Source organism: Streptomyces sp. NPDC057743 (assembly GCF_042798755.1).
Lineage (GTDB): Bacteria > Actinomycetota > Actinomycetes > Streptomycetales > Streptomycetaceae > Streptomyces.
On sequence record NZ_JBHVJX010000004.1, the window covers coordinates 170566 to 183372 of the forward strand.

Sequence of the window (12807 nt, forward strand, 5' to 3'; positions counted from 1 at the left end):
CACGACCACTCGCACCCGCGGGCCGCTCAAACCGCTCACCCGGGCCAACTCCACCACGCACAGGCCGAGTCAGGGGCTCAGTCACGCCCTGGCATCGCCACGGCCAAGACCGGCACGACAAAGGCCGGGCCGACTACTCGGCGACCCGGCCCCTGCTCCATAGGCTAAGGGCCTACGCCGGTACGGGATCCCCCAGGATTCCGCGGAGGACCGTGCCCGCAGCAGGCGAGGCTTCGTTCACCTGCCTGAGCGCTTCGCCATTGAGATACCGGTAGCTCTGCGGCGGGTGGAAGGTGCCGGCGGCCCGCAGGGCGCTGAGCGGCACCGGCTCCTCGAAGGGCCGGGGTTCTTCAAGTGTGAGCCCGCTGGCCTGGGTAGCTCCGCTCATGTACGTGTCGAACTCCCGTCGGCTGATGCCGGTTTGGGCCCGGTGGGCGCGCCACACCTCCTGTGGGGAGCCGACACTGACCGCCGCGATGCGCGCCAACCCCACCAGGGCCATCGTGGGCGCGGTGGCGTAGAGGACGACGGTGGTGCCAGGTGGCGCGGCGACGCGCTGACGGCGCACCTCGACCGTCTTGCTGCCCGCCAGGATCGCGGTAGCGAAGCGGGGATGTACGGACAGCAGCATCGCGCGGTCCAGATCGTTCACGTCCCTCGGTGTCCCTCTTCGTAGACCGCCTGGAACAGCTTGTTGCTGATCTTCGACAGCGACATCAGCGAAAACTGTAGTCCCAGGCTTCCGGCTAGTGAGTTCAATCGCCGCAGCGGCACCACCCTCGGGAAGATCTCGGTGTCCGAAAACCTCAAAGCCATGGCACGGCCTGAAGCATCCTTGCGAGCGATATCGCGTACCTGCTCTCGACCATATACGCCCAGGTGTTCGAATTTCGAGTGCAGGGCATCCGGTTGGTCGATCACCACCTCGTCCAACCGCGAGCAGCCGACCACCATTTGGCCCTCCTCATGGGAGGAGCCCTTGCTGACGTACCAGAGCAGCCGCGCCGGGACGCTCTCACCGCGACGCCCGGAAGAGCGGTAGTAGACGTGTTCTCTACTGATCCCCAGCTCATCGGAGCGTGGCAGCAGCGTCGCCGGAACGTTGAACAGCTCGGTGGACCAACGGGGTTCGATCGGCACGAGGAAGGACGGCAGCTGGGAGTCCATCACTTTCGCCGGCCACCAAACCCGCTCAACGACGCCCGCAACCCCCGCCGGCAAGTCGGCCTGAAGTGCCGTCTCCGCACGGCCCAGCTCGCGTGCCGCCTCGCCGGCCACGGCTTCCACCTCACGGGCGGTCCCGCAGGCATCGACCAGGAGGGACGCCAGCCCGCCCTCGTGCTCGAAGAAGCCGTCGTCGCCCGCAGCTGCCTTGGCTGCGGGCGACGGAAAGGGATCCGAGACACGAACGACTTGCGCCCCGCAGTCCCTCCCGAGTCGTTTCAGCAAGAACAGCATCTGGCGCGCGAGCGTCTCCTCCAAAGCGTGCGCCGCGGTGCGCAGGACGGGCACGGTCAGGGTCCGCCCGTCCATCGCCCATACGTAGAGGGCGACCGGGCGCCCCTGTCCGTCACGCAGCAACTCGCGGTGCCATACGACCGTGTCCCCGGCCAAGGTTTGCAGACGCCGGGCGAACCCCGAACCGCTGTCGTCTCCCGACTGGTTGAAGAACGCTATGAGTTCGGCTTCCGCCCCGGGTGCCACCTCGCCGGCACGGAATTCCGTGCCCATGAGGTCGGCCGGCCGGTACATCTGCGCCTGTCGCAACTCGTCCACATGCATGGTCACTACCGACGGTGTCACCACCTTCACCCTGGCGATGTTCCAGGCGACATCGGCCAGTTGCCTCAGCACTGGATCCCGGGTCACGAGAACCTGCAGGCCGGCGCACGATGTCTCGGCCACGTAGTGCAGGCGGCGCAACAACTCGGTGTCGCCCGGCAGGTCGTTGCCCCCTACGACGGTGCGGGCCGCCTGCAGCAGCTCGCGGCTCCGTACCGCGACTGCATCCGCGTCCGGGGTGACCTGGCGCAGCCCCTGCGAGGCTGCCCTCTGGTGTTTGCGCTCAGTGGTGTCCGCGATGTCCCTGAGCTCATGGTGCAGTTGGGGCGTGCAGGCGATTTCGACGAGGTCCGTCAACCAGCCGGCCTCAAGGGCCTGTGACTCCGCCGCTTCGCCCGCAGGTACCCTCCCCCGTAGGTCGGCGAAGACACCGTGGTCCACGGTCACGACCAGCAGCGCTTCGCTTTCCATGCCGGAGAAGAGGTCCAGGTGGCCGTGGTCCAACCACCAGCCGTCCAGCGTCTCCCCGTCCCGGCCGCGGCCACGGACCTCGCCACGCGGAACGAAACCCAGGCTCGTCCACATCTCGCTGAGGCCGTAGTCACGACGGCACTTCGCCTTGATCCCGAGCCGGTCCCGGTGCCGGCGTCGTATCTCTTCCACCAGCAGCCGCGCCGCACCTTTCCCGCGGTGTTCCTCCGCGACGCACAGGTGCGCGAGCCGCACATACGGGCTCCGCTTCGGAAGTCCGAACAACGCGTAGCCGATCACCACACCGTCGTCGACCGCGACGAGCAGACCCCCCTCACTCGCATGTGTCCGGTACGCGGGCGGCGTGAGCAACCCCAGCGTCTTGGTATAGCGGTCGCCCAACGCCACGGCCGCATCGACTAACTCCGCTTGCGCCTCCGCCACAGGCACGATCTTGATCGCCACGCGTCCCCCTCCGGAAGAACTTGCCACTGGCCAGTTCAGCTGTCCTGTCTGTACATACAGGGGAAGCCGCCCTGGGCCAAGACCGCCTTCGATCAAGACCGGTATGGGAGACAGGTACGGCAGGGCTGGGCCGACGGTCGTCGGCCCAGCCCTGGTCTCCGGTCACGCCCCTTTATCGCTCAGCCAACGCGCCCGCCTCCCCTGGTTCCTCACCAGCTCCGGTCGGAACGACAAGGCGATGAACGGTGGCCAACTCCCCGGACTGCTCCTCGCGTTCTGCCGCCTGCTGGCGCTGACGGCGTACATCGGCGTCCATGTCAGAGGCGATCTTGCGCTGGTGCCTCTTCTTGGAGTGCTGGTAGATGAGCTGGGCCCGCTCGCTGGAATGGCCGGCGCGGACCATGAGGTCCTTGAGCTTGGCTCCGGTGTCGGCGGCCAGGGTGTTGCCGGTGCCCCGCAGGTCGTAGAAGCGGAAGTCGTCGGGCAGGCCGGCCTTCTTCCGCGCCTTGCGGTACTTGCGTCCGAAGGTGGACCGGCGGAAGGGCGCGCCGCGCTCCCCGACGAAGACCAGGCCCTCCGGGCCCGGCTCGGCGAACCACTCCAAATGCTGGCGGAGATCGGTGAGCACGAACCGGGGCAGCACGATCTCCCGTTTGCCGGCACGGGACTTGAGGTCGCCGATGACCCGCTTGCCCGTGGTCAGTTCCGGGGCCGCGCGCTTTACCCAGATCGTCCCCTCGTCCAGGTCGACGTCCTTGCGCCGGAGCTCAGCGAGTTCCTCCGGGCGCATCGAGGCGAACGCGCCGAGGAGGATCATCAGCCGCCAGCGCAGCCCGATGGCCTCGGCGAGGTCGAAGACCTGCTCGACGGTGGCGATCGGACGCTCGTCGGCCTCCTCCCTGCCCCCGCCCCTGATCCGACACGGGTTGCGGCGGATCAGCTCGTCGTCGACCGCGGTCTCCGTGATCGCCTTGAGGAGGCGATAGGACTTGGCGACCGTGGTCGCGCCCGTCGCCGTCAGACGCTCGGCCCGCCAGGTCCGCACCTTCGCCGCGCTGATCTCGTTGACGTCCAGCTCACCGAAGGTGGGCTCTAGGTGCAGGCGCAACAGCCTGCGGTACAGCTCGTCCGTGGTCGCGGCGAGGCCGCGCTCGTCGATCCACTTCGTGGCGTACTCAAGGAAGTTGACCTCACCGGCGTGCGGGTCGACCCAGTCGCCGCGCGTCTGGTCGGCCTCGGTCTGGGTGAGCCAGATCTCCGCGTCCGTCTTGGTCTCGAACGTCTCCGGCGCCGCGCGCAGGTCTCCGTTCGTATCCGGGTAGCGGGCCTGCCAGCGCCCCGAAGGGAGCCGGCGGACGGACCCGTAGCGCCGCTTCTGCGGCTTGCGCTTGCGGGCCATCAGACCGCCAGCCGGTAGCCGGAGCGGGAGCGGGGCTGGCGCACCGGCTCTACGGTGCGGGCCGCGATGTACGCGTCGAGCGCACTTTGTGGGATGCGGACGTGGCGTCCGACCTTGACGTAGCGGATGCGCCGCTCGGCGATCAGCCGGCGGGGGAAGCGCTCGCTGGTGCCGAGGAGTTCGGCGACCTCGGGCACGCTCAGCAGGGGGGCTGCGTGGTTGTTCACCTCCCCCGTCGCGCGCGAGGGCGAAGGCAGGGCAGGGGGTATTGCGGGGTGGCGCAAGGATGGTCCTCGTCTGGCGGGCGCGGGGCGGCAACCCCGGCCTGGCCGGTGATCGTGGGATGGGCGGTGGTGGGAAGGTTCCGGGCGGGCGGTGGTCGCAATGCCTGTGGCCCCTGGGGGGAGGTCAGCGGTCGGAGCCGGTGCTGGTGTCGGTGTCGTCCGGTTCCGGTTCCGCCGGGGGTGCCTGCTGCACGAAGCCGGGGGGCTGCATGGAGGCCATGAGGTCCTCGGCGATTGCGTTCGAGACGAGGACGTCGGCCTCTTCCCGAAGGTCGGGGTGCTCCGCGAGGTAGGCGTCGAGTGCGTCGCGGGCCTCGGCGGCGGCGCGGTTGGCCAGACGCATCTCGCGGTAACGGAGCCGGATGTCCTCAATGAGTTCCATCGCGCGGGCGTGAGCGGCCAGTCTCGGCGGACCGACGAGGTTTTCGAGGGAAATGCCGAAGAGCTCGGCGAAGCCGATGGCCTCGTCGAGATTGACCCGCCGCTTGCGGTTCTCGATGCGCCACACGGCGGACGGGTTGATCTCGTAGCCCGCTTCGTTCAGCCGGTCCGAGACCGCATTGGTGCTCCAGCCGCGGGCCTCCCGCTCCAACTTGATCCGTACGCCGACGTTCTCCTCGCCTCGGAGCACCAGAGGTTCACCGGACGCCTCGTGGTCTTCCACAGCCAACCCTCCTTCGTGACGTAACAAGGCACTGCGATTTGCAGCACCCCAAAAGAGTAGCATCGTTTCTGCGCGATGCAGAGCTCTTCTGCGATCAGCAATATGGCTGGTACAATAGATGCCCTGAGCCCGCTTCGGGCCCAGGAACGCGAAAAGCCCCGGTGCGCTAACACCGGGGCCGAAGCGAAGTCCCCACCACCGCCCATCCCTGAACGATCTACCGGTCAGGCCGAGGTTGCCGCCTCGATGGCCTGCCGTGTGAGGAGCTCTATGCCCCAGAGTACGTGCCGGCGTACCTTCCCCGCACCCCTGTCGTGCCGCCCGTCGGCGAAGGCGGGGCGATAGGCATGGCACGCATACGCACCATCAAGCCGGAAGCCTTCGCCTCCGAGTCCCTCGCCCAGGTCTCCGTGACCGCCGAGCGGACCTTCTTCGGCCTGCTCACCCAGGCCGACGACCACGGTCGGTTCCGCGACCAGGCCGCCGTCATCGCCGGACTGCTGTGGTCCCTTCGCCCCGAGCACGGCCCCATGGGTGTCGAGGACGACCTCACCCAACTCGCCGGCGCGGACCTGATCTGCCGCTACGAGGGCGCCGACGGCAAGCGGTACCTGCACATCGTCACCTGGAGCCGCCACCAGAAGATCAACCGGCCCAGCGGCGTCCGCACCCCCGCCTGCCCCCACCACGACGGAGCACCGCGCAGCGAGCGCAGTGAGCCCTCACGGCCAATGCAGGGAGCCCTCACGCCCTCCTCCGTGACACCTCACGGAGACCTCACCGACAGCTCACGCGAAATGCGCGAGCCCTCCGTAACACGCGGCGAAACCGCAGGTCAGGAGGGTGTCAGTGATCCCTCAGTGAGGGGGCAGGGAGGACTCACCGCGCCCTCCGTGAGCCCTCATCGTCCGGATCTAGGACCTAGGATCCTGGATCTAGGATCAGTACCTGTGGGGGCCGCAGGCGGCCCCGCGCCGGACACCGTCTCGGCCAAGCAGCTGATCGGCGAATTCGTCGGCTCGTGCGCCCACCGCCCGCCCGAGAAACTCCTCGGCCATCTCGGACGTGAGGTCAACCAGCTCCTCGGCGAAGGCATCGCCCCCGACCACGTCCGCGCGGGACTGGAGCGCCTGCGCGTCAAGGGCCTGAGCCCCAGCGTGCTGCCCAGCCTCGTCAACGAGGCCATGAACGCCACCCAGCCCGCCCGCGCGGCACATCATCGCCCCTGGACCAACCCCACCGACGTCGAAGCCGCTTACGGGGGTGAGCTGTGACCACAGTCGCAACCGCCACAGACACGGCAGCCCGTGAGCCGGAGCGCGCCGGTGCCATCGCCACCCGGCTCCGCGCGATCCTCGACAGCCGGGGCGTCGATCTCGACGCGGCCACCGCCGAGGAACCGGCTGCCGAGCCGGTGACCGCGCTGGAGCTGGCCGACGCCCGCATCCCAGCCCGCTACCGGTGCGCCCTGGCCGACCACCCCGAAGTCACCGCCTGGGTCGAGGAGATCACCCGTGCTGGCCGTAGGGGGCCCGGCGGCGCCCCCGGCATCGCGGAGGGCCCGTCGCTGCTGATCGCCGGCCCCACCGGCACCGGCAAGACCCACCAGGCATACGGCGCGGTCCGCTCCCTGCTCGCCGCCGGCGTCCGGCTGCGTTGGGAAGCCACCACGGCAGCCGACCTCTACGCCGGCCTGCGCCCACGCCAAGGCCACGACCCCGAACGCACCCTGTGGTCCCTGGGTCGCTGCCCCCTGCTCATCCTCGACGACCTCGGCGCGGCCAAGACCTCAGAGTGGACAGAGGAGTTGACGTACCGGCTGATCAACCGCCGCTACAACGAGATGCTCCCCACCCTGGTCACCACCAACCTGCCCATCACCGAGCTCCGCGACGCCGTAGGCGACCGCGTCGCCTCCCGCCTCGCCCAGATGACCACCCGCGTCATCCTCAACGGCACCGACCGCAGAAGGCAGCCCACCGCCTGTTAACAGGCCCCTGCGCCCTGCCTTCTTCGCCCCACATTTCCACCCCGCCAGCACCGCTCCCGTCCACCGGTGCGGCGGACTCTCCGGAGACCCACATGCCCCACCTCGCCCTAGCCGCCCCCACCCCAAATCCCGTGCCGCCGGCTGCTGATGAGCGCCGCGCCACCGGCTGGGACCGCGCCGCCATCACCGCCCTCGGCGCCGCAGGATGCGCCCTCTCCTACGACGCCCTGCAGCAGATGGCCACCGCCATCCACGTCCGCGGACTGCTCACCTACCTCTTCCCCCTCGTCATCGACGGGTTCATCGCCTACGGCGTCCGCGCCCTGATCATCCTGCGCGCCGCCCCCTTCCGCTCACGGCTCTACGTCTGGGCGCTCTTCGGCACTGCCACCACCGCCAGTATCTGGGCCAACGCCCTCCACGCCGTACGCCTCAACCAGCAAGCCACGGAGGCGGGTTTGCGCCTCGGCGACCTCACGGTCGGAGTGCTCTCCACCCTCGCCCCACTCGCCCTGGCCGGCGCCGTCCACCTCCACATCCTCATCGCCCGCCACACCCCAACCTCGGCAGCCCCGTTTTCTACCTGCACGGAAGTGGTGCCGCCGCACCCCGGTGACCGCACGGAAGTCAGCCGTCCCCACCCGGAGGAGCCCACGGAACTCCCGGAACCTCAGGCCGAGGCCGACGCCCCAGAGCAGGCTCCGCAGTCCGGCGCTACGGACGGCCCCCGCTACGGGCGGCCCCCGGCCGCGGAATTGGACGTCCTGCTCGACATCGCACGCAAGGCAAGCGACGCGCACGGAAAGCCCTCCCGCACGGTGGTCCGCGATGCCATCCACGAAGCCAAGCTGACCATCGCCGAAAGCCGGCTCACCCAAATCATGAAGATCCTCCGGGCCGAGGCCGACCGCCCCACGGATCAAAGCCACACCACCTGACCGGATATCCGGTCAGGCCAACCGACCGCCCAACGGGCCAACGCCCACCGCCAAGGAACCAGAGGCCACCCCTCGCCCATACACGCCACCCCCGGTTGTGGTGCCCCCGTTCCGCTCATCAGCGGTCACAGCCATCCCCCGCCCCATCCCGCCCGCCGGAGAACCACCCCACATGCACACCCCGAACCCCGAAAACCCCACCCACCACGACCGCGCGCACACCTCCACCCCTGCCCCAGGCGGAGCAAGCTGTAGCGTTGGACCGTCCAAAGGCCGGTCCAACGCGCTTGCCCCCGCCCCAGGGGTGGCGGCGGAGGCCCAGCGCCAGGAAGCGCAGGACCAGCAGCTCGCGACCGAGGGCGGCCACGAGCGGAAGGTGAAGCAGGGGCGACGCCGCTCCCGTCAGCCCCGACAGCGCTCCGTGCGCCTGACCTTCCGCGCCAGCACCACCGAAGCCACCGACATCCAAAACGCCGCCGACGGCAAGGGCGTCTCCAAGGCCCGCTTCATCGCCCAGGCCGTCCACGCCGAACTCCACGGCCGCCCTGGCCTCGACCGGGACGAGGCGCTCGACCGCCTCGAAGCCGCCCGCATCCAACTGGTGCGCGCCGGCACCAACCTCAACCAGATCGCCAAGGTCCTCAACTCCGGTGGCGACGCCCTCCACATCGCCCGCGTCGCCGACGCCGTAGCCCACGCCGCCACCGAAATCCGCACCGCCGCACGGACGTTGGTGAGCTGAACCGCCTTGGTCCCCGACGTCTCCCGCGGCAGCCGCACCATCGGCCTGCTCCACTACCTCTACCGAACCAGCGACATCGAAGCCCACATCGACCCCCACCTCGCCGCCGCCTACGACCCCCACCTCCCCGACCCCGGCCGCGACCCCAACGCCACCTTCAGCGACCTGGCCGCCGACCTCGACCTGTGGGTCAACGCCCTCGGCGACAAAGCCCCCAACAAGCACGTGTGGCACTGCCCCGTCCGCACCGCCCCCGGCGACCCAACCCTGTCCGACGACGAATGGGCCACCGTCGCCCGCCGCATCCTCGCCGCCACCGGCATCGCCCCCGACGGCGACGACCAAGCCTGCCGCTGGATCGCCGTCCGCCACGCCCCCGACCACATCCACCTCGTCGCCACCCTCGTCCGCGCCGACCGCACCCGCCCCCGCCACCACAAAGACGGCACCCGCGCCCAAGCCGAATGCCGCAAGATCGAGAAGGAGTTCGGCCTACGCCGCCTCAAGGAAGGCGACGGCACCGCCGCCCAACGCCCCACCACCGCCGAACGCCGCAAAGCCGAACGCCTCGGCCAGGACGGCGCTTCACGCGAGCTGCTACGCGAACACGTCCACCGCGCCCTGGCCGGCGCCACCAACGAGGCCGAGTTCTTCGACCGGCTCGCCGCCGAAGGCGTCCGCATCAAGAAGCGCCTCGCACCCTCCGGCGACGTGCTCGGCTACTCCGTCGCCATCGTCGGCGACCGCAACAAGGCCGGCGAGCCCATCTGGTACTCCGGTTCCAAACTCGCACCGGACCTGTCCCTGCCCCGCATCCGCAAGCGATTCACGGCCAGCGCCGAGATGCCCGAGCCGCCCGCAGTTCTGGAACGCAGTGGCGCCACGGCACCGGCCCGCGCCCGCCACTTCGCCGCCCAGGCCACCGGTGAGGCCCTCGATACGTTGGCGTCCGGCGACGACGGCGCAGCGGCAGCCCAGTTGATCGGCGTCGGGGAAGTCCTCGACGCCCTCGCCCAGACCTCCCTCGGGAGCACACGAACCGAACTGCGAGAAGCAGCACGGCACTTCGAGCGCGCCACCCGCTCCCACATCCGCGCCAAGGACGCAGAGATGTACGCCCTGCGCCGCGCCGCCAACCAGGTCGTCCATTCCGGCACCGCCTTCGGCCACGGGCCAGATGGCGCCGCCACCGCCCTGGTGCTCGACATCGTGATCCTCGCCGTCGTCGCCGCAGCCCGGTGGCACGCCGCCCGCAACCACGCCCAGCAAGCCGAGGCCGCACAACGCGCCGCCGACCACCTCCGCGCCGCCTACCAGGTCACCGCCGCAACCCCGTTGGCTGCCATGCGAGCCTACGGCCAGCGTCTCCCCGCCCCGGTACGGCAACGGCAGACGAACGCCGTCCGCACCACCCTCCCCCACCTCGCCGACCGCCTCCAGGCCGAACCAGGCTGGCACGCCCTGACCGCCGTCCTCGACCAAGCCGAACGCGCCGGCCACGACGCCACCACCCTCCTGACCAAAGCCGCCGCACAACGCGAACTCGACAGCGCCGACTCGATCAGCGACGTCCTCGTCTGGCGGCTACAACACCTCGGCTACATCACCCCGCCCGCCTCGCCGCCTCGATCGCAGCGCCCCAGGAGTGCGTCCGCTCCGGTTTCCGCGACATCCACCGTCGCGCACCAGCAGACGAGCCGGGTCCGGCGACGATGAGCGCGCTTGTTCCGCCTCGTCTCCGCCCCCGGTCAGCCGGCTAGGGCTTCCCCGAGCCGGTTGTGGGCACCGCCTACAAGCGACTGGTGCAGGACCTCAGCGCGTGTTCGGACCAGGCCGTCCCGGTATGCCTGGGGCAGTCGCTGCCAGACGTCGGCGGCCATGTCTGCTGCCGCGGTGGGGTCTCCGTCGGCGTTGAGGCATGTTGCGGCGTCCATGGCCAGCAGGGCGCGGGTCATGACGGAGGGGGAGCGGGTGAGGGCGAGTGCGGCTTGTTGCTCGGAGCGTGCTTCGCGGGTGCGTCCCATGAGGGTGAATGCCTGGGAGAGGTGGACGTGGTGTTTTTGCGTGGGGTAGCCGAACCAGGTGTCGGCGGCCTGCGTGGTGTCCAGGCGCTCGGCGATGGAGCGGGCGTCGGCGATCGCGCGCAGGGCGCCTTGGTGGTCTCCGGTGGAGGCGAGGGCTCGGGCGGTGACGGCGGCGGCGAGTGCGGCTGAGGCCGTCGGGGTGCGGCCGGCTTCGGCGCGGGCGCGGATGGCGAGGTCGGCGGCGGCTTGCGGGGCACCGTAGTTGAGGGGGACCATCGCGTGCCGGGCCAGGCTCCAGGCCATCATGTGGCGGTCGCCCGACTCCCGCGCGGCTTGTTCTGCGGTGGCGAACCAGCCGATCGAGTCCCGTTGGTCACCGCGGTCGTGCTGGATGATCGCCACCAGGCCGGTGATTCCCGCCGCCGTTCGGGCGAGGTCCGCCCTGGCGGAGGCCCGCATGGGTCGGCTGAGCACGTCCCGTAGAAGTTCGAGGTCGCCCTTCATCTGGGCGAGGACGGCGCCGGGCGGGCGGCCGCGGTAGCCGCCTCGATGGCGCTCGAACGCTCCGGCCAGGTAGTCGAGATCGCCTGAATCGGAGTCGGAGAGGCCGGCGTTGATGCCCGCGCGCGCCTCCGCGATCCCCGGCAGGGCGACCGCTCCCGTCGCCCCTGCTGCCACACCGAGAAACTGCCGTCGTTTCACCGCCGCACCCTCCTCTCCGTCTCCACCACTGCGTCGCTGCAGTCGACGCCAGCGCCGACTCGCTGCCACCGCGCGGACGATCTCCTCCACGGTGCACCCGTAGACCGCCGCCAGCAGCTCGTGCCACACCGGCGTCGGCAGACGGCGTTCGGTCTCCCAGCGCTTGAGGTTCTCCGGGTCGAACCACTTGCCGTCCTGGGCCTCTTGTAAGGCCAGGGCCTGCTCTTCGCGCGTGAGCCCGGCGGTCTCCCGGAGTCCTCGCAGCATGGCGCCGATGCCGTCTGGTGCCATCATGCCCGTCCCCCAAGCGTCTGACAGTCGTGAGCCCGAACCTGGCCCCCCAAAGCGGCCCCCTACGGGAAAACGCACCCCTCGCTGGCACCGGAACGGTCTGCGCACGGGGAGTTGACTGCTCCTCAGCGAAGCAGGCGAACGCCCGGCGTTCAATCCCTCCCCGCCTCGCGGCCTTCAGCTTCCACGTCCGGTCCGTTGTCTGTCGAAGGGGCCCGTCATGCGCGTACACAGCCGAAGTTTCTTCCTGGTCCGTGATCCGACCGCCGTGCCGATCGGCCGTCGCCACGTCAAGGGTTTGGCGGAAAAATGGGGGCTCCGCCTCGACGAGTCTGCCGATACCGCACTGAGCGTCGTCGCGTCGGAGCTGGTCACCAACGCCGTGCGGCACGGCACCGGCGCGATGCTGACCCTCACGCTGTCCGCCAACCTCAGCCGGCGTCGCCTCCTGGTCGAGGTCTACGACGGCTCGCTCATCCTGCCCGTTCCACACCGCGCGGGCACCGAGGACGAAGCCGGGCGCGGAATGGCACTCGTCGGCAGCCTTTCACTCCGCCACGGCGCCAAGCGGACGACCTGCGGCAAATGCATCTGGGCCGAGCTCGCCCTGCCAGCACAGCGGATCGCCCGCCGGCGGCTCGTCTTTCACCCACGGCAAGCAGCCCGAGCCGTCGCCCGCCGGCTGGGCGCGGCCCGCCGGCTCCCGATGGCCGTCCGAGCAGCAAACCGTGCTCGCCACGGTCGCCACGGCCGTCACACAAGTCTCCGGCCCGCTTCGGCCAGTAATTCCGAGGCCAGGGCCGGCCAGCAACACCCATCGCACATTCCGAACGCAGAAGGAGCACTTCCATGCCCGACCAGCTGAACACGGCCCCGGCCGAGGGGGAGAACAACGATCTGGTGGCCGTCGAGATCGGCGACGCCGTCGAGCTGACCGAGGGCCAGGGCGGCGGCCACAGCGAGGACAAGCGCCGCGCCTACAACTGACCCACGTGCGTGCGTTGCCGGCCCCATCCTGAGGGCCGGCAACGCACCGGCACCCGACTTCCTGGAGG

Annotated in this window: 13 protein-coding genes; 7 read left to right on the top strand and 6 right to left on the bottom strand. The window is 70.0% G+C overall.

Features of this window, described 5'->3' with window-relative positions; all coding sequences use genetic code 11:
* Positions 1-172: 172 nt before the first annotated feature.
* The 5 genes from ACFVFQ_RS06035 to ACFVFQ_RS06055 all read right to left on the bottom strand — a co-directional run bounded on the left by ACFVFQ_RS06035 (position 173) and on the right by ACFVFQ_RS06055 (position 5065).
* Positions 173-652, bottom strand: coding sequence for an ASCH domain-containing protein (locus ACFVFQ_RS06035; protein WP_383409402.1), 480 nt, complete (start codon positions 650-652; stop codon positions 173-175).
* On the bottom strand, positions 649-2718 hold the full coding sequence (locus ACFVFQ_RS06040; protein ID WP_383409405.1) for a GNAT family N-acetyltransferase: 2070 nt from the start codon (positions 2716-2718) through the stop codon (positions 649-651). The genes ACFVFQ_RS06035 and ACFVFQ_RS06040 overlap by 4 nt, the downstream gene beginning before the upstream one ends.
* Before the next feature lie 172 nt (positions 2719-2890).
* Complete coding sequence (locus ACFVFQ_RS06045; RefSeq protein WP_383409408.1) at positions 2891-4117, bottom strand: tyrosine-type recombinase/integrase; 1227 nt, start codon at positions 4115-4117, stop codon at positions 2891-2893.
* Positions 4117-4344, bottom strand: a complete 228-nt coding sequence (locus ACFVFQ_RS06050; protein WP_383409411.1) for a helix-turn-helix domain-containing protein — start codon at positions 4342-4344, stop codon at positions 4117-4119. Before ACFVFQ_RS06050 ends, ACFVFQ_RS06045 begins: the two co-directional genes overlap by 1 nt.
* A 181-nt stretch (positions 4345-4525) precedes the next feature.
* A complete protein-coding gene (locus ACFVFQ_RS06055; RefSeq protein WP_383409414.1) occupies positions 4526-5065 on the bottom strand; it encodes a helix-turn-helix transcriptional regulator in 540 nt (179 codons plus the stop codon).
* A 347-nt stretch (positions 5066-5412) separates the two neighbouring features.
* On the opposite strand from ACFVFQ_RS06055, the gene ACFVFQ_RS06060 reads away from it, so the two are divergent.
* The 5 genes from ACFVFQ_RS06060 to ACFVFQ_RS06080 all read left to right on the top strand — a co-directional run bounded on the left by ACFVFQ_RS06060 (position 5413) and on the right by ACFVFQ_RS06080 (position 10451).
* Positions 5413-6339, top strand: coding sequence for a hypothetical protein (locus ACFVFQ_RS06060; RefSeq protein WP_383409417.1), 927 nt, complete (start codon positions 5413-5415; stop codon positions 6337-6339).
* Positions 6336-7055: an ATP-binding protein gene (locus ACFVFQ_RS06065; protein ID WP_383409420.1), complete on the top strand. Its 720-nt coding sequence runs from the start codon at positions 6336-6338 to the stop codon at positions 7053-7055. Before ACFVFQ_RS06060 ends, ACFVFQ_RS06065 begins: the two co-directional genes overlap by 4 nt.
* A 92-nt stretch (positions 7056-7147) precedes the next feature.
* A complete protein-coding gene (locus ACFVFQ_RS06070; RefSeq protein ID WP_383409423.1) occupies positions 7148-7993 on the top strand; it encodes a DUF2637 domain-containing protein in 846 nt (281 codons plus the stop codon).
* Between the two features lie 304 nt (positions 7994-8297).
* Entirely contained in the window at positions 8298-8735 is a 438-nt protein-coding gene (locus ACFVFQ_RS06075; protein WP_383409426.1) for a plasmid mobilization protein, read from the top strand.
* A gap of 6 nt (positions 8736-8741) precedes the next feature.
* Positions 8742-10451 (top strand): relaxase/mobilization nuclease domain-containing protein, encoded by a 1710-nt coding sequence (locus ACFVFQ_RS06080; protein ID WP_383409429.1) that lies wholly within the window; start codon positions 8742-8744, stop codon positions 10449-10451.
* 32 nt (positions 10452-10483) lie between these two features.
* Here ACFVFQ_RS06080 and ACFVFQ_RS06085 read toward each other — a convergent pair whose 3' ends face one another.
* Complete coding sequence (locus tag ACFVFQ_RS06085; protein WP_383409432.1) at positions 10484-11755, bottom strand: helix-turn-helix domain-containing protein; 1272 nt, start codon at positions 11753-11755, stop codon at positions 10484-10486.
* Positions 11756-11972: 217 nt separating this feature from the next.
* Here ACFVFQ_RS06085 and ACFVFQ_RS06090 point away from each other — a divergent pair, with 217 nt between their 5' ends.
* The gene (locus tag ACFVFQ_RS06090) at positions 11973-12617 is read left to right on the top strand and encodes an ATP-binding protein (RefSeq protein WP_383409435.1); all 645 of its coding nucleotides are present in this window, start codon (positions 11973-11975) and stop codon (positions 12615-12617) included.
* Positions 12602-12739 (top strand): albusnodin family lasso peptide, encoded by a 138-nt coding sequence (locus ACFVFQ_RS06095; RefSeq protein WP_383409437.1) that lies wholly within the window; start codon positions 12602-12604, stop codon positions 12737-12739. Before ACFVFQ_RS06090 ends, ACFVFQ_RS06095 begins: the two co-directional genes overlap by 16 nt.
* Positions 12740-12807 lie beyond the last annotated feature (68 nt).

What these genes read in the sequence shown, in the direction of transcription:
- ACFVFQ_RS06045 (WP_383409408.1), bottom strand. Translation starts at nt 4,117, where the DNA reads ATGGCCCGCAAGCGCAAGCCGCAGAAGCGGCGCTACGGGTCCGTCCGC.
- ACFVFQ_RS06060 (WP_383409417.1), top strand. Translation starts at nt 5,413, where the DNA reads ATGGCACGCATACGCACCATCAAGCCGGAAGCCTTCGCCTCCGAGTCC.
- ACFVFQ_RS06070 (WP_383409423.1), top strand. Translation starts at nt 7,148, where the DNA reads ATGCCCCACCTCGCCCTAGCCGCCCCCACCCCAAATCCCGTGCCGCCG.
- ACFVFQ_RS06085 (WP_383409432.1), bottom strand. Translation starts at nt 11,755, where the DNA reads ATGATGGCACCAGACGGCATCGGCGCCATGCTGCGAGGACTCCGGGAG.
- ACFVFQ_RS06090 (WP_383409435.1), top strand. Translation starts at nt 11,973, where the DNA reads ATGCGCGTACACAGCCGAAGTTTCTTCCTGGTCCGTGATCCGACCGCC.
- ACFVFQ_RS06095 (WP_383409437.1), top strand. Translation starts at nt 12,602, where the DNA reads ATGCCCGACCAGCTGAACACGGCCCCGGCCGAGGGGGAGAACAACGAT.